18 protein-coding genes and 1 tRNA gene are annotated in these 22,041 nt (G+C 45.9%); 6 read left to right on the forward strand and 13 right to left on the reverse strand.

The window, feature by feature from the left end; translation table 11 throughout:
- Nucleotides 1-6 precede the first annotated feature (6 nt).
- From D3H65_RS27135 to D3H65_RS27175, 9 genes are all read right to left on the reverse strand, one after another.
- Nucleotides 7-639 (reverse strand): ClpP family protease, encoded by a 633-nt coding sequence (locus D3H65_RS27135; RefSeq protein ID WP_245999602.1) that lies wholly within the window; start codon nucleotides 637-639, stop codon nucleotides 7-9.
- A 21-nt stretch (nucleotides 640-660) separates the two neighbouring features.
- Nucleotides 661-1,356 carry a ClpP family protease gene (locus D3H65_RS27140; RefSeq protein ID WP_119053308.1) on the reverse strand — a complete coding sequence of 232 codons (696 nt, stop codon included), beginning with the start codon at nucleotides 1,354-1,356 and terminating at the stop codon, nucleotides 661-663.
- Between the two features lie 282 nt (nucleotides 1,357-1,638).
- Nucleotides 1,639-2,160, reverse strand: coding sequence for a CdiA C-terminal domain-containing protein (locus tag D3H65_RS27145; RefSeq protein ID WP_119053309.1), 522 nt, complete (start codon nucleotides 2,158-2,160; stop codon nucleotides 1,639-1,641).
- 181 nt (nucleotides 2,161-2,341) lie between these two features.
- Complete coding sequence (gene tig / locus D3H65_RS27150) at nucleotides 2,342-3,724, reverse strand: trigger factor (protein WP_119053310.1); 1,383 nt, start codon at nucleotides 3,722-3,724, stop codon at nucleotides 2,342-2,344.
- A gap of 191 nt (nucleotides 3,725-3,915) precedes the next feature.
- Nucleotides 3,916-4,731 carry a universal stress protein gene (locus D3H65_RS27155; protein ID WP_119053311.1) on the reverse strand — a complete coding sequence of 272 codons (816 nt, stop codon included), beginning with the start codon at nucleotides 4,729-4,731 and terminating at the stop codon, nucleotides 3,916-3,918.
- Between the two features lie 205 nt (nucleotides 4,732-4,936).
- Complete coding sequence (locus tag D3H65_RS27160) at nucleotides 4,937-5,656, reverse strand: LytR/AlgR family response regulator transcription factor (protein ID WP_119053312.1); 720 nt, start codon at nucleotides 5,654-5,656, stop codon at nucleotides 4,937-4,939.
- Entirely contained in the window at nucleotides 5,653-6,786 is a 1,134-nt protein-coding gene (locus D3H65_RS27165) for a sensor histidine kinase (RefSeq protein WP_119053313.1), read from the reverse strand. The genes D3H65_RS27160 and D3H65_RS27165 overlap by 4 nt, the downstream gene beginning before the upstream one ends.
- Nucleotides 6,787-6,827: 41 nt before the next feature.
- Nucleotides 6,828-7,202, reverse strand: coding sequence for a hypothetical protein (locus D3H65_RS33080; RefSeq protein ID WP_162915834.1), 375 nt, complete (start codon nucleotides 7,200-7,202; stop codon nucleotides 6,828-6,830).
- Nucleotides 7,203-7,530: 328 nt separating this feature from the next.
- Nucleotides 7,531-7,612 (reverse strand) — tRNA-Leu (locus D3H65_RS27175).
- Nucleotides 7,613-7,727: 115 nt separating this feature from the next.
- Here D3H65_RS27175 and D3H65_RS27180 point away from each other — a divergent pair.
- The 6 genes from D3H65_RS27180 to D3H65_RS27205 all read left to right on the forward strand — a co-directional run bounded on the left by D3H65_RS27180 (nucleotide 7,728) and on the right by D3H65_RS27205 (nucleotide 18,136).
- A complete protein-coding gene (locus tag D3H65_RS27180) occupies nucleotides 7,728-9,953 on the forward strand; it encodes a RelA/SpoT family protein (protein ID WP_119053315.1) in 2,226 nt (741 codons plus the stop codon).
- Between the two features lie 489 nt (nucleotides 9,954-10,442).
- Complete coding sequence (locus D3H65_RS27185; RefSeq protein WP_119053316.1) at nucleotides 10,443-13,373, forward strand: SusC/RagA family TonB-linked outer membrane protein; 2,931 nt, start codon at nucleotides 10,443-10,445, stop codon at nucleotides 13,371-13,373.
- A 16-nt stretch (nucleotides 13,374-13,389) separates the two neighbouring features.
- Nucleotides 13,390-14,697: a RagB/SusD family nutrient uptake outer membrane protein gene (locus D3H65_RS27190; protein ID WP_119053317.1), complete on the forward strand. Its 1,308-nt coding sequence runs from the start codon at nucleotides 13,390-13,392 to the stop codon at nucleotides 14,695-14,697.
- A gap of 165 nt (nucleotides 14,698-14,862) precedes the next feature.
- Entirely contained in the window at nucleotides 14,863-16,125 is a 1,263-nt protein-coding gene (locus D3H65_RS27195; protein ID WP_119053318.1) for an adenylosuccinate synthase, read from the forward strand.
- Nucleotides 16,126-16,344: 219 nt separating this feature from the next.
- Entirely contained in the window at nucleotides 16,345-16,812 is a 468-nt protein-coding gene (locus D3H65_RS33085; protein WP_162915835.1) for a hypothetical protein, read from the forward strand.
- Nucleotides 16,813-16,900: 88 nt separating this feature from the next.
- Nucleotides 16,901-18,136 carry an anthranilate synthase component I family protein gene (locus D3H65_RS27205; RefSeq protein WP_162915836.1) on the forward strand — a complete coding sequence of 412 codons (1,236 nt, stop codon included), beginning with the start codon at nucleotides 16,901-16,903 and terminating at the stop codon, nucleotides 18,134-18,136.
- Between the two features lie 67 nt (nucleotides 18,137-18,203).
- On the opposite strand, the gene D3H65_RS27210 is transcribed toward D3H65_RS27205, so the two are convergent.
- The 4 genes from D3H65_RS27210 to rplS form a co-directional block, all read right to left on the reverse strand.
- Nucleotides 18,204-19,304, reverse strand: coding sequence for a lytic transglycosylase domain-containing protein (locus tag D3H65_RS27210; RefSeq protein ID WP_162915837.1), 1,101 nt, complete (start codon nucleotides 19,302-19,304; stop codon nucleotides 18,204-18,206).
- A 136-nt stretch (nucleotides 19,305-19,440) separates the two neighbouring features.
- Entirely contained in the window at nucleotides 19,441-20,907 is a 1,467-nt protein-coding gene (gene gatA, locus D3H65_RS27215; protein ID WP_119053322.1) for an Asp-tRNA(Asn)/Glu-tRNA(Gln) amidotransferase subunit GatA, read from the reverse strand.
- Between the two features lie 58 nt (nucleotides 20,908-20,965).
- On the reverse strand, nucleotides 20,966-21,196 hold the full coding sequence (locus tag D3H65_RS27220; RefSeq protein WP_245999603.1) for a Sec-independent protein translocase subunit TatA/TatB: 231 nt from the start codon (nucleotides 21,194-21,196) through the stop codon (nucleotides 20,966-20,968).
- Nucleotides 21,197-21,522: 326 nt separating this feature from the next.
- Nucleotides 21,523-21,891: a 50S ribosomal protein L19 gene (gene rplS, locus D3H65_RS27225; protein ID WP_119053323.1), complete on the reverse strand. Its 369-nt coding sequence runs from the start codon at nucleotides 21,889-21,891 to the stop codon at nucleotides 21,523-21,525.
- Nucleotides 21,892-22,041: the final 150 nt, after the last annotated feature.

Consider the following 22,041-nt stretch of genomic DNA (forward strand, 5'->3'; position numbering starts at 1 on the left):
AATGTGTTATATTTTCTCTACAATCTTATCTACAATGCCGTATTCAATGGCTTCTTTGGCATCCATCCAGTAATCACGGTCAAAATCCTTCATGATCTGTTCGGGCTTTTTACCGCAATTCTCTGCCAGTATCTTAGCGCTGATCTCTTTAACCCTTTTGGTTTGTTTGGCCTGTATCTCCAGATCGGCACTTACGCCCTGGATATGACCTCCCAGGCTTGGCTGGTGGATCATTACTTCGCCGTGGGGGTAAATATACCGGCTGCCTTTGGTACCGCCGCTGAGCAGGATGGATCCCATGGAGGCTGCCAGGCCCATACAAATGGTGCTTACGGGGCTTTTCAGCATTTTCATGGTATCATAGATCACCATACCGCTGGTTACGATGCCACCGGGGCTATTGATGTAAAATTTGATCTCTGTTCCGGGCTTATCAGCATCCAGGAGCAGCAGTTTGGCTGTTACATCCCTGGCTGATTTGTCATCCACCACACCCCACAAGTAAACACTGCGGGTCTCAAAGAAGTATTGCTCCAATCTTTTGCTAAACATCATGAGGTCGGACTTGGGCTGCTCTTCTTTTTCCTCTTCTTCATCGTCCATTCGATACGGATTCACTGAATATTTTGAGTAGTTCATATGTTAATCTGTTGTTTGTGGTTAGTCTTCTTTTTTCTCTTTACGTGGGTTGATGAGCAACACTTCATCTACCAGGCCATATTCCTTGGCTTCCAGGGAAGTGAGCCAGTAATCGCGTTCGCAATCCTTTTCTACCTGTTTGTTGGTCTTGCCGGTATGGTAAGAAATGATGTCATACAGGTTCTTCTTGATCTTCTTGATCTCATTGACAGTGATCTCGATATCGCTGGCCTGGCCACCGATGGCGCCACTGGGCTGGTGCAGCATTACGCGGCTGTGTTTTAAGGCAGTACGCTTGCCCTTGGTACCTGCGCAAAGCAGGATGGCTGACATAGAAGCTGCCATACCGATACAGATGGTAGATACGTCGGGGGTGATGTATTGCATGGTATCATATACGCCGAGACCGGAGTACACGCTACCGCCGGGGGAGTTGATATACATCTGGATATCGCGGGTACGATCGGTACTTTCCAGGAATAATAACTGGGCTGTTACGATATTGGCTACTTCATCATTAATGGGATAGCCAAGGAAGATGATCCTGTCCATCATCAGACGGCTGTATACGTCCATTACGGCCACATTCATAGGGCGTTCTTCAATGATATTGGGCGTAAGGTTGGTTACCTGGTATTTTTGGTAATCATTCAACGTATTGCTGGAGATACCCCTGTGCTTCACTGCATATTTTTCAAATTCTTTGCTGAGGTTCATAAGATTTTTCCTAATTGATTTAGTGAGCAATTTAAGTCATTTGGCAAATCAATTACCGTGCTATATAAAAAATCGGACATTTTGCCATAAAAGCAAGTCAGGACAAGTAAAATATGGGGCGCTGGCTGTTAATTATGGCAGGGCGGAAATTAAGGAAAGTGGAGGGTAGGGTGAGGATTTGGTATTTAAAGAATAAGTTATATATTTGTGGTGCATCGGGCCACTGGCCTGGCGCCTAAGCAGCAGGGCGATCGCTCCATTCGGGGTGATCGCCCTGACTGTTTACAGGCAGTTTAAAACAGTATAGAATTTCTTAGTATTGATCATTTTTCTAGGAATGATCAGCAAGTTATTGTCATGAGTAATGATCCAGGCTTCCCTGATACTTCTGTTTCGGTCAGTTTGTAAAGTTGATAGCAGCGCTTCTTTGATGTGACTAAATGAATAAGTAGCCTGATACAAATTAATGATAACCATTTCCACTTTTTGTTGAGCAGCCCGGTATATAGCATCTTTTAAGGCAGTTTTTGTTACCTCTTTCTTTTGAGGTGTTTTTATGTCAGCAACCTTATTAGATATTCTTACATCTGGATTTTTGTTGCCAAATACATCTGGCAATAACATCTGTCTTAATACAGTTTCTTCCCGATCAAGGCAGGGTAATAGCTGAAGTCGGTATCCCTTTTGAGCGAGTAATTTACATGCCTGCAAATTATCTTCTAATTCATCCTCTCCATGCAAAGGATGCAAATCTACCCAACCGCCAGATATGGATTCATAAACCCTTATGTACTGTAACTCCATGCGCTATAACTACAAGATGAGGAATGGTAGTTAAGCTTTGATCTGCATGGATATGTTGAAGGATGCCAAATATATCAATAATCGGGTATTCTTTTGTGTAATGTTTGGAGTGGAGGGCAAACAAAAAAGCCATCCCGATTTCAGTCGGGATGGCTTGTATCTGATAAAGGCTTCTTATCTATTAATGATGGTGATGCTGGTGCTTTTCCAGTTCTTTGGTAAACTCTTCAACAGTTACCGGTTTTTCGGTAGCGTTTACTTGGGTTTCGGCCCAGGCAAATACCTTCTCTGTCTGGATGCGATGGTAAGCATCTTCCACAAACTTCCTGTCCTGCATCATACGGTTGATGTAATCAGCCACCCAGGGTTGTTCTTCAGCACCGGCACCCATATTGCCCATGTAGCTGAACAATTGATTTTTAGCAAAAGCCTGAAGGTCTTCGGGCTTCACTTCGATGTTGTTTTCGCGTACCAGCTTATCAATGATCAAAGTCCATTTCAACTGATTGGCAAATGTGGGGAATTCCTGTTCTGCTTCAGCTTCGGTTTTGAGCTGCTCGCCACCTTGCTGAATCCAGCGTTTCAGGAATGTTTCGGGGAAATCAATTTTGGTATGGTCCAGCAGCACGTGGTACAACTCATGTTGCAGGTGATTGCTGCCTTGCTTATCCCAGTATGATTGCATTTCTTCCTTCACTGTATTGCGGAACTCTTCTTCAGTCTTTACATTTTTGCCGGGGAAAGCTGCTTCAAAGAACTCCTCATTGAGATCGGCTTTTTCTACCATACCCACTTTAGTGATGAGCATGTTGAAGAACTTGTCAGCTGCAGCAGCATCGTTCTTGTCGAGGCCAAGGTCGCCGAGGATCCACTCTCTTTCCTTTACATCAAAAGCCTTGCTCAATTGCACCTGTACGGCATCATCTTTCTTTCTTCCGAGGAGTGTCTTACGGAAATCTTCTGCAAAGTATTTTACCAGCAGGGAGTTGTCTTTTTTAATCCCACCTTCTACTTCATTGCCTTCTTCGTCTGTTTCTGTGAAGGTTACATTCAGCACATTGTCGTCGCCGGTTACAGTTTCGGGATCAGTCATTTTACCATGACGTAAACGCAAGCGATCAACTTCCTCATTGATCATTTCTTCCGTAATGTTTACTTTATAGCGGGTAGTTTTTTCTTTGGCCAGGTCGGCTATTTTAAAGTCAGGCTTCAAACCTACTTCAAAAGCGAAGGCGTATTCTGTGGGCTCGTTTACGTTCAGTTGACGGGCATCATTTTCTGGCAAAGGCAGGGGCTGGGCAAAGATCTCCAGCTTTTCATTCTGCATGAAGTCGGTCAATTGCTTTTCTACTGTTCTCAGTACTTCGTCGGTGAAAACGGACTGGCCATGCATTTTTTTGATCATGCCGGCGGGTACCATTCCTTTCCTAAAACCTGGTATATTGGCAGTTTTGCTATAATTCTTCAGGGCTTTTTCAAAAGAAGGCAGGTAATCTTCTTTGGCCACTTTAACAGTGATCCTGTCATTAAGCAGGCCTATATTCTCTCTGGTAACTGTTGCCATATTGCTTTTTTTATTGGGGTGCAAAAGTACGGGAAAAATCTGAAGTCAGAAGTCGGTAAGTCCGGAAGTCTGAAAGTCCGTCCCGATAGCCATCGGGAGGAAAACCTGGAATTCTGGGAGACTGGGGGCTGGAAATCAAAGGAAATATAACCCTTCAGTTTCTGGAGGAGGGGATGTAATTTATTGATTACCTATTCTTTATCCTGCAGCACCAGCAAGGGTATCCTGGTTTCATAAGCCATGGCCGCAGTACGGCTTTTGGAGAAAATACGCTCAAAAAAGGTATGGGTATGGGCTACCATCACCAGCAATTCACTGGCATGGTGTTGCAGGTATTCATTGATGCCCTGGGTGACAGAATTATTGGTAACATTTACAAACTCGTGGTCATAACCGCTGAAAGTTCTTTCTGTACTTTTCCTACCTGCCAGTTCTTCTATTTTAACGGTGTCTTTTTGTACGTGCAATACATGTATCCGAGCGCCCAGTGTTTGGGCTATTTTCAACAAGGGCGTGAAAAGACTGCCGCTGGTTTTATAGGTGAAATCGCTGGCATACGTGATATGCTGTACAGGCTTGTAGCCTGCATCATGGGGAATAATGAGGACGGGTATTTTGACCTTCCGGATCACATTGGTGGTGGTACTACCAATGATCTTATCCAGCCCGCCGGCCCCCTTCATACCCATTACAACCATGTCGATGGGTTGTTCTTTGGTAAGCTCTTTGATCTCATCGGATGCAATACCGATACGTACCAGTGATTCTACCTGTATTCCGTAGGTGGTATGGAGATGATCAGCTTCCTTTTTCAGAAGGGCCTCATTTTCCTGCTGCATTTCATCGGCGGTTACCATTACATAGGGCACTTCACTCACGGGGGTAGGCAACATATAGGCGTGGAACAGCAACAGGCGGCTATTGAAGAGCCTGGCCAACTCGGCAGCATACACCGAGGCATTGCGTGAAACAGCAGAAAAATCTACGGGAACGAGTATCGTTTGCATACTGGAAGGTTTGTATAAAGTTACCAAAGGTTGGCCGTAACGAATCACCAAAAAACGAATACCTGCAGGGGAGATACCAGGCTGGTACGATGCATGAATGCAATGGCAACAGGCTTCTGCGGGCACAGGACTATGTTAAGCTGCCTGGAAAACCTGGTATGGAGTGGGTAGATTATTGCCCAATCCGGGATGCGTACGGGAGGAGCTATATCATTTTCCCTTTTACAATTTTCATAAGCTCGGGTTTGTAATTCTCTCCGGCTACGATCTCGGCTGTAATGCCTTTTAGTAATACCCGGTTGCCTTCGATGCCGGTTATCCGGTCTATGGCAATGATAAAGGATTTATGTACGCGAATGAATTGCCTGGCGGGTAGCCTTTCTTCGATGTCTTTCATGGCAGAGTAAACAAGGATCTTTTTGCCTCCTGCGTATATGGCGATATAGTTCTTCATGCCTTCGATATAATCGATATCGGCCAGGTTTATTTTCAGGAGCTTGCCTTTGGATTCTGTTTTTACAAATATATAGTCATCGACTGGCTGTTCTTTGACGGGTTCTGCAGCAGCATTGTTCAGGGCGGTGGCCGCTTTCTGTACGGCTGCCAGGAATCGTGGCAGGCGGATGGGCTTCAATAAATAATCCACTACATCGAGATCATAACCTTCCAGGGCAAATTCACTGTAGGCGGTGGTAAGGATAACCTTCGATTTTCCGTTGATGGACCGGACAAAGTCGATGCCGGATAGTTCGGGCATCTGGATATCTAAAAATATGAGGTCCACTTTTTGGGTGGCTACAATTTGCAATGCTTCCAGGGGATTGGTGGTGGAGGCTACCAATTGCAGCAAGGGAGTTTGACCAATGTAATGGAGCAGGATGTCCAAAGCATGTTGTTCATCATCAACGATAAGGCAGCGTATCATAGTGAATGGATGGTTAGTTGTGTGGTGTAAAGATCGTGTTCGTCTTTTATAAGCAGGGAATATTGGTCTTTATAGGCAAGATCGAGCCTTTTTTTGATGTTGTCGAGACCAATGCCAGTGGAAAGTTCTTTGGGGCCTGTTTTCTTTTTGTTGCGACAAAAGAATTGCAGGTTGTTGTGCTCAATAGTGAGTTTTATATCAATGGGATATTGGGTGCTTTTGAGATCGCCGTGTTTAAAGGCATTTTCTACAATGGTGATCAGCACAAAGGGAATGATGGTGATACCATTGACAACGCCATTCACTTCAAAGTTTACCAGCAGGTTATTGCTAAACCTCAACTGATGTATCCTGATCACATTGCGCACATGCTCTATTTCGTCTTTCAGGGCTGCTTTGCCTGCTTTTATATTTTGCTCACTCAAAGCATACCGCATAATATCGCTCAAGGTGAGTATGCCCTCGGATAGTTCAGTAGAGTAGGGAAGGGATTTGGCATACAGAAAGTTGAGGGTATTGTGCAGGAAATGGGGGTTGATCTGCGCTTTCAGGAAATTTAGATTGGCATTGGACTTTTCTATTTCGAGCTGTAGTTTCTCTTCTTCCAGGAGTTTCCTTTGCTTTTTTTCATCCCGGAGGTGGGCTATAAACGCGATTACAATAGAAGGTGCTGCAGAAAGTAGAAATGACATGGCATAAAGTAACAACGCAATGGCCGGGCTCCAGGCTCCATCCGTTGCATCTACCTTCAGGTAGCCGTCTATAATGTAAAAAGTGAAAAGTATTGATGTTACCAACAGCGATGACAGCAGGAAGTGGAAAAAACCTTTCTTTTCGGCTATCAGGTGATAAAAATGGTTGAGGCTAAAATAGTAAAACGTGGTATAAAATACAAGACCTATTACTATGCTGATTAAGGTCCAGGCATCCATGAGATGTTTCCAGTGATCCGGATTGTTCCTTTCGGGGATCAGGAAGATGGAAAGCTCTGCGATGGTCAATATTACAATATGGATGGTAAACACCATTCCAAAAACTCTCTTAAAGGAAAACCTCTTTTTATGGGGCAATATGCTGAACAAGGTGGAAACTATTTTATTGGCTGATGATGGCTTTAAGATAGCAAACATAATGCACACGGGATTTTATAGGTGTAAAAGGTAAGAGATGGTCATATTTTCCGGCCACGTGTTTTCAACATCAATTCAAGTGCATCTGTTCCGGCTCCCGGAGGGATTGCTTCGAGGTTGAAGCCGGCCTGGCCGGTAGTGTTGCTGTCTTTTTCGAAAGTACTGGTAGTATCGGCTACGATAAAAAAAGTGCTGACATGCTGCCGGCACACCATTTTCGAAGGAATAATGACCTTGATGGAATTGGTTGGCGCCATGATCTTAAGCGTGGGCCTTTGTTGACTGGTATCTGTTTGGTTCCATAGAGCGATCCGCCCGGCGGGAGCAGCTGACATGTGGAGGGCCAGGGCATTGTTGGTTTGACCGTAAGCGAAATTCTTAAACAGGATGATCAGGCAGAATAATAAGCGGTACATAATGTGATTTTTTTGTTTGATAGAATAGGGTGACTTAATTGATGGATCAAACTTATAACAGGGCGGGGGGAGGGTAAAAAACGTTACACCAATCCCTGTTTTGCCGGTATAAAACCAGTTTTTGGTAGGTTTTGGCTGCTGGGAGGGGGTAAAAGTGACAATAATGCAGGTGAAAATGCTCCTATCAGGATAAGCATAGTTTTTGATCAATAGAAGGCATGTATTAGTACAAAATGGCCCATACCGGGCGCATTACTTCCAATCACCCGGTGAGAACCGGGCATAAAAAAACAGGTGCTGCAAACACCTGCTTTTCCCTGATTTTTAGTGCGGATGACAGGAATCGAACCTGCATGGGTCGCCCCGCTAGATCCTAAGTCTAGTGCGTCTGCCAGTTTCGCCACATCCGCAAGCGCTGAAATGCCTTTTTTACCTTGTAAAGGGTTAAAAGGAGTGCAAAAGTAGGAGATTTAAGAGAAAACAGAAAAACACTTTCTTTTACTGTAAATTCGTTTGTATAGAAATATGGATACTGTAGCTGCGATACCGAAATATAATTTGAACGAGGAGCAGGAGAAAAAGCTGATACTCCGCGAATACCGGGCATTATTGCGGGCATTGAAACCCAAATTAAAGCCCGGTGATAAGGAATTGCTGCGTCGTGCCTTTGAAATGGCTGCGGATGCGCATAAAACGATGCGTCGCAAGAGCGGGGAACCCTATATCCTCCACCCATTGGCGGTGGCCCGGATCGGGATTGAAGAGATCGGCCTGGGTGTGCGCTCTACGATTTGCGCGCTGCTACACGACACGGTAGAAGATACGGATATTACTCTCGAAGATATTGAGCGCGAGTTTGGTTCCGAGATCGCCCGGATCGTGGACGGGCTGACCAAGATCTCCAATGTGATCGATGTCAACGCCTCGCAGCAGGCAGAGAACTTCAAGAAGATATTGCTGACCCTTACGGATGACCCACGGGTGATCCTCATCAAACTGAGCGACCGGCTGCACAATATGCGCACGCTGGATAGCATGAAGCGGGAGAAACAGTTAAAAATAGCTTCTGAAACGGTTTATGTGTATGGTCCGCTGGCGCACCGGATGGGCCTGTACAATATCAAGACGGAGATGGAGGACCTCTCCATGAAATACCTGGAGCCGGAGGCCTACCGTGAGATAGCCCGTAAACTGGCTGAAACGAAAAGGGAGCGGTCCAGGTATATCAATGAGTTTATACGGCCTATCCGTGAGACCTTAGAAAAGATCGATTTTGAATTTGAAATATATGGCCGCCCCAAGAGTATACACTCGATCTGGAACAAGATGAAGAAAAAGGGGGTGTCTTTTGAGGAGGTATATGACCTGTTTGCCATTAGGGTGATCCTCAATACTACACAGGAAAAAGAGAAAGAGGCCTGTTGGAAAGTATATTCGATTATTACAGACGAGTATACGCCATCGCCGGAGCGCCTGCGCGACTGGCTTAGCAATCCCAAATCCAATGGATATGAGGCGCTGCATACGACGGTAATGGGACCGCAGGGTAAATGGGTGGAAGTGCAGATCCGCACGAAGCGGATGAATGAAATTGCCGAGAAGGGCCTGGCTGCTCACTGGAAGTACAAGGAAGGTACCAACGACGAAAGCCGTTTTGATAAATGGTTCCAGCAAATACGGGAAGTACTCAACAACCCGGATAATGATTCGATTGATTTTCTGCAGGATTTCAAAACAAGCTTCCTTGCCGAAGAGATCTATGTGTATACGCCCAAAGGTGATGTGAAAATGTTGCCTGTGGGGTCTACGGCACTTGATTTTGCATTCTCTATACACAGTGCGGTAGGGTCGCAATGTATTGGCGCGAAGGTGAACCATAAACTGGTGCCCATTAGCCATAAGCTGCGCAGCGGCGACCAGGTAGAGATCATTACTTCTGCCAAGCAAAAGCCTTCAGAGGACTGGATCAATATTGTCATAACGGCCAAGGCCAAGAGTAAGATCAAGGATGCGCTGAAAGAAGAAAAGCGTAAGGTGGCTGATGAAGGTAAGTACACCCTGCAACGCAAGGTGGAAGCGCTGGGTGCCGCTTTTAATCAGCACAATGTAGATGTGCTTACGGCCTTTTACAAGCTGCAATCGCCGCTTGATCTTTACTACCAGATATCTATTAAGGCGCTTGACCTGAAGGAACTGAAAGACTTCCAGATATTGGGTGATAAGCTGGAGCCGCCAAAACCTGTTAAGCCGGTCATTGAACCCAAGCCCGATCATGCCATGCCCAAAAAGGATGCTGAGCTGATCATATTTGGTGAAAGTAGTGACAGGATCGTGTATACGCTGGCCAACTGTTGTAAGCCCATTCCGGGCGATGATGTGTTTGGGTTTGTTACCACGGGTAAGGGCCTTACTATCCATCGTACCAACTGTCCCAATGCCACCAAGCTATTGTCTAATTACGGTCACCGGGTGGTAAAAACCAAATGGGCGCGCAATAAAGAAATCTCCTTCCTGACAGGTCTGAAAATTGTGGGGATTGATGATGTGGGTGTGATCCATAAGATCACCAACCTGATCTCAGGTGAATTGAAGATCAATATCAATGCCATGACCATTGAAGCCAAGGACGGATTGTTCTATGGCAATGTAAAAGTATATGTGCATGATAAAGAGGAATTGGATGACCTGGTAGACCGGTTAAAACGTTTGCCGGGTATTGAAACGGTCGACAGGTATGATACAGAGGCCTAATAATCCAGACAATATATTTTTTCCTATCTTAGTATCTCGGTTATAGTTATACAGACACACCTATTAACACCCTCTCCCCGATCCGTATTTCTGTGCAGCTTATGGCAAAGTTCCTTTGTCTTGAGCTGAGACCCTTTTATAAAACCACATTTTAGAAACAACCAAAACTGCATCAACATGAGACAACACCATACAAGATAACTTAAGCTTGGTATTTGCTCTCCGACGTGATAATTCTCCAACCTACTTTCAGACATTTCGTTCCATTCGTACCATGTCCGTATCGTTCCAGGTGCAGGATTGTATGTTATTGCCAGCTCTGTACCTGGATCATGTGGCATGGTCATGTAGATTAGCAACTTTCCCCTACGACCCTCTTCTCTGATTAGCCGTACCGTGTTCGTATCTCAACAGGTACAGGGATGGCCATGCCATGCCTGCTCTGGTCCTTTCATAAACACATATTTATAACCCAAAAGCTACACCAGCATGAGACAATTTTTGAAACAAGCATTGCTTGTGTTCATGACCGCTGCACTACCTGTCCTATTATGGGCGCAGGTAGCGGTGACTGGCACCGTTACAGATGCTTCCGGAAAAACAATTCCGGGCGCTTCTATCAGACTCAAAAATTCCAACCTTGGAACATCCTCAGACGCCAATGGAAAATTCAGCTTCACGATCCCCGGTACGGGAGGAACGTTGGAGATCTCGGCGATCAGTTTTAAATCGCAGACCCTACAGGTAAGTGCGGCCAACTCCAGTTTGTCCATTCAGTTGGCAGACGATGTGGGCAAGTTGGATGAGGTAATCGTAACGGGCCTTGCCACCAGCGTAAAAAGAAGGAACCTGGCCAATGCGGTAGCTACCATTTCCAGTAAAGAGCTGAGTGGTACTGCACCGGCACAGACGTTTGATGCAGCGTTGAATGGTAAAATAACGGGTGCTTATATTAATGCCAACTCAGGCGCTCCCGGTGGTGGTATCTCTGTCAAGCTGCGGGGCGTTACGTCGGTCTTCGGCAATACACAGCCGCTTTATGTGGTGGATGGGGTATTCATCGATAATACAGCCACCTCGGCAGGGTTGACATTTGTAACAGGCGCGGTCAGAAATGCAGCGACCAGCAACCAGGACAATCCATCCAGCCGTGTAGCCGACCTGCGGGCAGATGATATTGAGAATATTGAAATACTAAAAGGGGCATCAGCTGCTGCTATCTATGGGTCGAAGGCCGCTGCGGGTGTGGTGCTGATCACTACCAAGCGTGGCAAGCAAGGCAAAACAAAGATCAGCTTTGCGCAGGATATTGGTTTTGTGAAGGTCAGGAAACTGCTGGGCACGCGCTCACTCACTTCTAAAATAGTGGCCGACCAGGGATGGGATGTGGCCGAATACAATGCAGCAGTGGCCGCAGGCAAGATATACGATTATGAAAAAGATATTTATGGGGAAACGGGACTTACCCGTAATACCAGTGTGAGTGTGACGGGTGGTACAGATAAAACAAGTTTTTATTTTTCTGCCTCCCAAAAAAATGAAGATGGTATTGTAAAGAATACGGGCTTCCGGAGCAATAGCCTCCGGTTGAACGTAGATCACCGGATCAGTGATAATATCAAGATCGGGATATCGACGAACTATATCAATTCATCGGCGGACCGTGGTATAACAAACAATGATAATAATTCTGTTTCCTATGGCGTGGCCTTATCATCTACGCCCAGCTTTACAGAATTGCACCCCGATGCCAACGGCAACTTTCCACGTAATAAGTACGGAGCTTCCAATCCACTGGAAACAATCGCCCTGGCATCGAATAATGAAGGGGTAAACCGTTTTATCACCGGCATCAATATAGATGCTATTTTTCAAAAATCAGCCAGCTCAACTACCCGTTTTATTGGGCGTGGCGGTGTTGATTTTTATAATCTGAAAACCTTTGCTCTTTTCCCCAACACGTTGCAGTTTCAGGAGATCAATGAGGGTACGGTGGCACAAGGGTTCGCCAAAAGTTTGAGCTCCAATTTAATCCTGTCGGTTGTAAATAATTTTACACCATCCACTAATCTAAGTTTAACTACTTCGGCAGGTATTACCCAGGAGAACGGTAATTTCGATAACATACTGAACATTGCTACCCACCTGGTGGGCGGCCAGTCCAATGTAAATATGGCCGGCGCACTGACGGCTATACAGCTCCGCAACAAGAACCAGGACAATGGCATCTTTGTGCAGGAGGAGGCCAGCATAGCCGATGCGGTTATGCTTACAGCGGGCATTCGTTTTGACAGGTCGACCAACAATGGTGATCCGGATAAATACTTTATTTATCCCAAAGCGGGCTTATCCTGGAACCTCACCCGCATGGGTTTCTGGAATGGCAATTTGTTTGATAACCTGAAGATAAGAGCGGCTTATGGTCAGGCAGGTAATTTCCCCGTTTTTGGCAGTAAGTTCAATTCAATGGTCGTTGCCAATACCGGCGGTTTGCTCGGTACACTGGTAAGCACCATACGGGGTAATACAGGCATTAAACCAGAAAGAACAGCTGAACTGGAAGCCGGACTTGACTTCAGCGTACTGAACAGCAGGCTCAACTTTGAATTGACTTTTTACAACAAAACTATTACTGGCTTCCTGTTGCAACGTCCGGTGGCGGGCTCCAGCGGCTTCAGTACGCAATGGATCAATGCGGGCGACCTGCGTAACCGTGGTATAGAGATCAGTGTGAATGCGCAGCCTATAGCCACCAGGGATGTACGTTGGACAACCACGGTCAATTTCTGGATGAACCGTTCGAAGGTTACCAAGCTGGATGTTGATCCTGTGGAAGTGGGTGCTTTTTCTACGGGACTTGGTATATTCAGGATAGAAAAGGGGGCTACTGCTACGCAGATCGTAGGAAAGGATGGCGCAAATGGCACGCATAAGCTGGGTGATACAGAGCCTAAGTTCCAGATGAATTTCTTCAATGAAGTGACGTTCCTCAAAAACTTCAGTCTTCGTTTCCTGCTGCACTGGAAGTATAAAGGCGATAACCTGAACCTGTCTGAGTTCCTGACAGATCTTGGGGGCACCAGTCCCGACTTCGACAAGGATGATGATGGGAATGGTGTAGTGAATGGTGTTCAGCGCGTTAATGATTACTTAGCGGGATCGGCCAGGAATTTTGTACAGGAAGCAGGTTACCTGCGGTTGAGAGAGGTTGGCTTGTATTACACTTTCATCAATATGCCGGCCAGTTTTATTAAGGGGCTTCGCCTGGGCATTTCTGCCAACAATTATTTTACTAAAACCAATTACAGGAACTATGATCCGGAAGTATCCAACTTCGGAACTGGTTTCTCCAGCAATGTGGATGTAATGCCATTCCCGGCTTCCAAGCGGGCCACCTTCCACCTGGCAGTTGATTTTTAATTACAAAAAAAGAAGTATGAAAAAAATAGTCATCATTAATATCATGGTCTTTTTTTGTGGGCTGGTATTATTCACCTCCTGCAAAAAAGAGATCGGCAACCTGAATAACCCGATCATTGAGGATTATCTAAACAATGCCACCAAGCCACAATTGGATAACCTGGTAATAGGTACTGAATCCGGTTTACGCAATAATATGGAACTGTACCTGGAGGTAGTAGGCATGATAGGGCGGGAGATGTACCGCTTTTCCAGTTCAGACCCCCGGTATGTAACGGATCTGTTGGGGTCTGGAACCAATGTACTCGACAATAACGCTTTTTACCTGACCAATAACTGGAATGCCCGCTACCGGGTTGTGAAGAATTGTGATCTATTGATCACCGCTACCAATACTACCACGGTAGCTATTCCGGCAACTACTAAAAAGGGATACCTGGGTTTTGCCAAGACGATCAAAGCTTATCAGTTGTTATTGAACCTGAACCTGACCTATACCAACGGTGTACGATTGGATGTAGCAGATCCCGAAAATCCGGGCCCGTTTTTGGATTACCCCGCATCCTTGCAGGCGATTGCAGATTTGCTGGATGAAGCCAAAACGGATCTCACTGGCGCCACTGTGCAGTTTGCGCTGTCGAGTGGTTTTGCCGGATTTAATACGACTGCTGGGTTAATAAAATTCAACCGTGCTATAGCGGCGAGGGTAGCTGCTTACCGCCAGTTGTGGCCTGCTGTGCTGACAGCGCTGAATGAATCTTATTTTGATTTGAATGGTGCTTTTGATCTGGGGGTCAAAATGGTTTATTCAACCGGGCCGAATGATCAGGTAAATGCAGCCTATTTCCCTCAGAACAGGGGTGGAGAGGTAAGGTTGGCTCATCCCAGCTATGTTACTGATATTATAGGGGGAGATGACAGGATATCGAAAGCCACTTTGCGTACCAATTCGCTTTCCAGCAGTGGGTTGACCAGTAACCGGGATGTGTGGGTGTTTAAAAGTGCTACTGATCCGATTGGTATTGTAAGGAATGAAGAGCTGATCCTGCTCTATGCAGAAGCCAAATTGCAGCTCAATCAGATCCCGGATGCTGTTGTGGCGTTGAACCGGATCAGATTAGGGCATAACCTGACACCTTATGCAGGGAGTATCACGCAGGCTGCCCTTATTACTGAAATGTTGTTCCAACGCAGGTACTCCTTATTTTTTGAGGGGCATCGCTGGGTGGATATGCGGAGGTATAACCGCCTGAACCAACTGCCGATCGACAGGGTTGGCGATGATGTATGGGATAAGTTCCCGCGGCCATTGACAGAGAACTAAGTAGTTGGTAATTAGAAGCCTGACAGGTTTAGACAGTTTGCAGAAATATAGCTTGTAACTGTCTTAAATCTGTCAGGTTTTTTATTTCCCGCTTTTAACACATTCGCCTATTTTTGCCCTCCCGTTGCTTAGCGGGTTCAGCAAATCATACAAATACTCAGATAGATGGTTGATGTTTTATTAGGTCTTCAGTGGGGCGATGAAGGCAAAGGGAAAATTGTGGATTATTTTGCTCCTTTCTACGATGTAATAGCCCGCTTTCAGGGAGGTCCCAATGCGGGTCATACCCTGTATGTAAATGATAAGAAAGTAGTACTACACCAGATCCCTTCCGGGATATTCCATGAGAATACTACCAACCTGATCGGGAATGGTGTTGTATTGGATGCAGTAACGCTGCGCAGGGAATGTGAGACAGTTAATTCCTTTGGTGTTGACTTTCGCAAGAACTTATACATCTCTGAAAGAACGCACCTGATCCTGCCTACACACAGGGCGCTGGACAAGGCTTCAGAGTTACAGAAAGGCAATGAGAAGATCGGTTCTACCTTAAAAGGTATTGGACCGGCTTACATGGATAAAACAGGCCGTAATGGCCTGCGTGTGGGTGACCTGCTGGATAAAAGCTTTACTACCCAATACATTAAACTGCGCCTGAAGCACCAGAAACTGCTGGACAGCATGAATTTTCATGAAGATATTTCAGCCTGGGAAGAGGAGTTTTTTGATGCACTGGAGTTTATGCGCCAGTTCAAGATCGTAAATGGTGAGTATTTCATCAATGACAAGATAAGCCAGGGCAAGAAAGTGCTGGCAGAAGGTGCGCAGGGCAGTATGCTGGATGTAGATTTTGGCACTTTCCCGTTTGTGACCTCCTCCAATACCATTTCTGCCGGCGTATGTACCGGTCTGGGTGTAGCTCCTCAAAAGATCAAGGATGTAATAGGTGTTACAAAGGCCTATTGTACCCGTGTAGGCAGTGGTCCTTTCCCTACTGAGCTGCATGATAACATGGGTGAAGAACTGCGCCGGATCGGCAACGAATTTGGTGCTACTACCGGACGTCCACGCCGTTGTGGCTGGATTGACCTGGTAGCTTTGAATTTTGCCTGTATGGTGAATGGTGTTACCAAACTGGTGATGACCAAGGCGGATGTACTGGATGCCTTTGATGAGTTAAAAGTGTGTACTTCCTACGTGGTTAACGGGGAAAAGACAAACCAGGTTCCTTTCCAGATGACCAGGGTAGCTATTGAGCCTGAATGGAAGTCCTTTAAAGGCTGGAAACAGGATGTTACAGCCATGAAATCGGCTGCCGAACTGCCAGGTGTAATGAAAGATTATGTATCTTTTATCAATGATTACCTGGGCGTAAAAGTGGCTTATATTTCCAATGGACCTGGCCGGGATCAATTAATAGAAATTTAGTATTTCTGGTGAAATATTTGTTTCTTAGAGAACGGGATGTATCTTACTTATGTATGGTAAAACCGGAAATAATAGTTGACACAAATCATAGTGGCGAGTTGAAGTTTGTGGTTTTATTATAAGTAACTTGAGTAGTATTTTGATCAGTAAAATTTTTTAATAAAAAAGTTTGGCGAATTAAAAACTTCGCTGAAATTTACAGCATAATCTTACCAGACAATGGCAGCAAAATCTGACAAAGAAAAAAAGACCGGCGGAAGCCCTGCACCAAAGTCTTCTAAGGAAACTCCTAAAAAAGCCTCATCTAAACCTAAGAAAGAGGAAGATGAGGATGATGAAGACCTTGAGGATGATGATACAGAAACAACACCCAAAGCCTCTAAAAAGGGAGCTAAGGCATCCTCTAAAAAGAGTGACGAGGATGATGACGATGATGATGACGAGGACGGGGAAGATGAGGTAGATGATTGGGATAAGCCTGAAGAAGAAGAGGAATGGGATCCTGATTTCGAAGAGTTTGACTTGCCCAAGTCAAAGACCAAGAAGGCTGGCTCCAGCAGTGGCAGTGGCTCAGGTGCCGGCAAAAAAGCCGGAAAAGATGAAGATGATCTTGGCCTTGATGACGAATTCAAGGACATGGACCTCTTTAATGATCGTGGATTCGACGATGAAGAAGACGATTTTTAATTAACAGCGATGCTGAGGCGCTAGTGCAGGTGTGAACAGAAGTTTTACTTCATTCCCGATAAAAGATTTTCAGCAAATCAAATTGCAAATGTTGAACTGGTGCAACCAGTTCAACATTTGTTGTTTCTTGGACAGCCAGCAATATCCCTCTTCTCTCCAACGCTTCGAATGCCTGCTGGCAGCAGGTTCTATCCATTCTCTACAATTACAGGCAGGCGCTGATGTATTTCCTCAGTTAAGGACTTTTTATGAAAAGCATGGCGATTGGTTGTTCGGTCATTTGGGGTATGACCTGAAAAATGGGCTGGAGCCATTGGTCAGTGAGCATTCCGATGGCATAGGGTTTCCCGACCTGTTTTTCTATGTACCGGAAGTGATCATCCAGTTGAGTGGGGATACTATAAGTATTGGTTCGCTGGGTGCTGACCATGACAAGGTATACCAGGAAATTATGGCGACCGCGGTACCGGTAGTAAAGACCAGGCAGGAAGGATTGGTTATTCATCCAAGGCTTGAGCGGGATGAATACCTGCAGGTGATCCGTGATCTGCAACAACATATTTTACGGGGAGACTGTTACGAGATCAATTACTGCCAGGAGTTTTATGCTACTGATGCAGTGATCGATCCGTTATCGGTATGCCTGTCCCTGGGTAAAGCTTCGCCCAATCCTTTTGCGGCTTATTATAAAATGAACAACCGTTACCTGGTATGTGCCAGCCCGGAACGCTACCTGAAAAAAGAGGGTGACCGGCTGTTCTCTCAACCGATCAAGGGTACCTGGCAAAGGGATACTGCCAACCAGGAGGCGGATGTGAGGAACAGGGAGCAGTTGTACCACAGTGCCAAGGACCGGTCGGAGAATGTAATGGTGGTTGACCTGGTGCGCAATGACCTCTCCAAAGTGTGTACGGAAGGGAGTGTGCAGGTGGATGAACTGTTTGGCATTTATAGTTTTCCGCAGGTGCACCAGATGATCTCTACGGTGAGTGGCCAACTGCGGGAAGATGTTCATTTTATGGATGCCCTGCGGCATACTTTCCCGATGGGGTCTATGACGGGTGCCCCGAAGCGAAGGGTGATGGAATTGATTGAAAAGTATGAGAAAACAAGGCGGGGCATATTTTCCGGCTCTGTAGGATACATAACCCCTGAAGAAGATTTTGATTTTAATGTGGTGATCCGCAGCATCCTCTACAATGGGGACACCGGATATCTTTCTTTCCAGGCGGGATCGGGCATTACTTTTTACAGTGATCCGGAGGGGGAATATGAAGAATGCCTGTTGAAAGCTGCGGCGATCAAGAAAGTATTGGGTGCATAGGCTATACGACATGAAAAAGGGTGGGCCACTTTATGGTGACCCACCCTTTGGTCTATAAAGCGTTCTGTTATTTGCTTTCTTTGGCTGCTACGGTAGCACCGCTGAGCAGTAACTGAACTGATTCGTTCAGGATGGTGTATTTGTTGGCCTGGAAAAGGTCCATTTTATCGGCAGGCAGTTTCAGCTCGTAAGCATTGTCTGCACTGGCCATCTTTTTATCAAAGTCAGGATTGTACCTGTTAAAAACAGCCGGATCCATAGAGATGTGACGGGCAATGACGGCTGACTGGTATTTGCCGGACACGGTTACACTTTTGGCTTCGCTGAGCTCCTGGGTGGTGATGTTCCTTTTCAGAAGGTAAGTAGCTGTTACACCCATTTGTTCAGTAGCTTCTGCTTTGGTTAAGGTAGTCACACTACCCTGACCTTCAAATATATAATGCGTGCCAATAAACTTCTTAACGTGGGTCCGGGATTCGGCCGGCAGGTAATACTGCAGGTTCCAGAAGTTGCGGCTGCCGCTTTTGCGGATGGCGCTGTATACGTTGCCGGGACCACCATTATAGGCAGCGATCACCAGTAACCAGTCGCCAAACTCGGTATAGAGATCTTTCAGGTATTTGGCGGCTGCATGGGTACTTTTAAAGTAGTCGGTACGCTCATCGTGGCTACGGCTCACTTTTAATCCCAAAATACGGGCTGTGGCCGGCATTAACTGCCAGGGGCCTACGGCGCCTGCCCAGGAAACAGCGGAACGCTTCAGTCTGGATTCAATAACGGCGAGGTATTTCAACTCGGTAGGCAGACCATACTTATTCAGGATGTTTTCCATCATATTAAAGTACGGACGACCCCATTCTTTGATTTCCAGGAGGTCTTCAGTGTTCTTTTCCATGTAGTCCTGCACAAAAGTGATGGCACGGGGATTCAACCGCACGTTCGAATTGGCTTCGAAGAGGGAGTTGAAACCCGGGTCGGCCAGGGAATCTGACTTTGCGGGAGACTGAATGGTGTCATTAAGTACAATAGTAGCCTTTACTTTTGAGGCCCGTGTTGATTTGGCTGCCGGCTTTTGGTTGGAGGTAGCTTTTTTCTTACCACCTGTGTCAAATGCCATTAGTAACCACACCAGACTAAAAATGCTGGCGAAAACTAGCTTTCTTTTCATCATCGTTTTTTTAGCACAACAATGCCGACTCTCAGGTATGGATTAAACGGATGATGTTTTAAATAGGAACAGGATCGTCTTTGATAGGATAGAAGGAAAAGGGTGCAGTACAAATTATGACGCCGGGAGTCGCTTATTAGGGTCTTTCTTGTGAACCGGCGAACCTATACTGCTTCATCCACTGATTGGATAGCTGGAGCAAATATAATTCGCGAAATCGGTTTGTCATAATCTGCAGCCCATAAGGCATGCCATTACTGTGCCAAAAAAGCGGGATTGAGATGCCGGGAATGCCGGTTAGGTTGGAAAAAACTGTAAAAATGTCAGCCAGGTACATGGCGATGGGGTCATCCATTTTTTCGCCCAGCTTGAAGGCGGGGGAGGGGGCGGTGGGTAAAAGGAGGGCGTCGAACTGGTTGAATACCATATTCGTCTTTTCTACAAGTAGTTGTCTTACTTGTTGGGCCTTCGTAAAATAGGCATCGTAATAACCCGCGCTCAAAACGAAGGTGCCGAGCATTATACGACGCTTGACTTCCCAGCCAAAACCGTCAGATCGGCTGGACTTATAAAAATCTGTTAACGCCAGGTTTTTATCCACATTAGGGGTCCGGAAGCCATATTTGACCCCATCGAAGCGGGCAAGGTTGGAGGAAGCTTCGGCGGTGGTGAGTACATAATAGGTAGGGACGATGTAGTCCAGGTACTCAAAATTGACGGGTTCTACGGTATGTCCGTCGGCCCTGAGCCTATCGATGAGGCTAAAGATATTGTCCCTTATTTCATTGTCCAGGGCCGGGCTTTCGAGTGCTTCTTTGAAATAAGCAATCTTTAAAGTGGCTGGTAGTGAATTGGTTGCAGTAGAATAAGCGGGTACTTCAACGTCAGCAACGGTGCTGTCGTAATCGTCAGGCCCGGCTATTACTTCGAGGGTAAGGGCTACATCGGGTACATTGGCGGCGAAAATACCGATCTGGTCGAAGGAGGAGGCGTAGGCTATCAGGCCATAGCGGGAGATGCGGCCGTAGGTAGGCTTAAAGCCTATGATGCCGCAGAAATCGGCTGGCTGGCGTACAGAGCCGCCGGTCTCGCTTCCCAGGCTCACCATACAAAGGGCTGCCTGAACGGCTACTGCAGAACCTCCGGAGGAACCTCCGGGCACCCGGGTTTCATCCAGGGCATTCAATACCTTGCCATAGGCTGAATTTTCGTTGGTAGAACCCATGGCAAACTCATCGCAGTTGGTATTGCCAATAATAATGGCTCCTTCTGCGAGGAGGCGCTCAACGGCGGTAGCATTGTAAACGGAGGTGAAGTTTTGCAGGATCCGGGAAGCTGCGGAAACGGGATGGTCTTTGTAGCAGATAACATCTTTCAAGGCTATTACTACACCATGGAGCTTTCCCAGGGGTTTACCTGCTGCACGATCTTCATCCAACCTGGCTGCTAACTGCAAAGCCTCCTGGTCGTAGACCTGGAGGTAGGCATTCAGGTGGCGCTTCTGTTCGATATTATGCAAAAAATGCTGCACAGCGGCTACGCAAGTGGTAGCGCCATTCAGCAGATCAGCATGGTATTGGGTTATTGAAGAGAAGGTAAACAAATCCTGGTGCCGGCTTTGAGAGAACAAATCGGTTTGAAATCCCCGTTAAGGAAGTGAGTTATTGAGCAGGGGAAGAAGGAGCTTTTTTATCCTTTTCTTGCATGCCTTCTTCGATCTCTTTCTTCACATTGCTTTTGGCATCATTGAATTCACGGATACCTTTACCGATACCTCTCATGAATTCAGGGATCTTACGGCCACCAAACAGGATCAGTACAGCCAAAATGATCAACACCCACTCCATACCACCTGGCATCGAGATCATCAGGAAATTTTTAGCTACAAGCATGGTACTCTTTTATTTTAGATTGAAAAACGAAATTACATCTTTTCATAGGTAAAACGCATATTCGTCAATACAAATTACCTATAAGTACTGGCCAAATAAGGTATTTTACTTGCGGTTAACAAAGTGCCGGGGATTCCGGATTTAGCATGTAATTTCAGATTGCTGCCGCGATTTACAATTACTATTGAATGGTCCGTGCGTTACTTATTTCAGATAGTTTCCCCTGGTATATATTAATTATATACGTAGCTGACAGGGAAAAAGGATAAAAAAAGCGGAAACCAGTAAGGCTTCCGCTTTTTTTATAAGTTGTAATGAGCTGAATACTAAGCTTTCGCTACAACGGCCTGGCGTTTTTCCTTGATACGTGCGCTCTTACCGCTACGTTCGCGTTGGAAGAACAGCTTGGCGCGGCGTACGCGACCGGACTTGTTCAGTTCGATTGATTCAATATTGGGAGAGAAAATGGGGAAGGTCCTTTCAACACCTACACCATCAGAGATCTTCCGTACAGTGAACGTAGCAGTACCACCAGTACCCTGACGCTTGATCACATCTCCACGGAACCCCTGGATACGTTCTTTACCACCTTCAATAATCTTATAATTAACGGTAATGTTGTCACCCGCTTTAAATTTCGGGAACTCTTTTTTACCGATTAACTGCTCTTGTACGAATTGAACTGCTGCGTTCATGACATTCAAATTTTAAGGAGGGCAAAGGTAACAGAAAATTCCGGATTTAGCATTTAAGATTCCGAATTATTTTGAATTTCGTACGTTTTGCGCTGATATCCTGTTTATAAAAAGATTCTAAATTCCTGTTTTTGAGCCTTCCTGACTACC

Source organism: Paraflavitalea soli (genome assembly GCF_003555545.1).
GTDB classification, from domain to species: domain Bacteria; phylum Bacteroidota; class Bacteroidia; order Chitinophagales; family Chitinophagaceae; genus Paraflavitalea; species Paraflavitalea soli.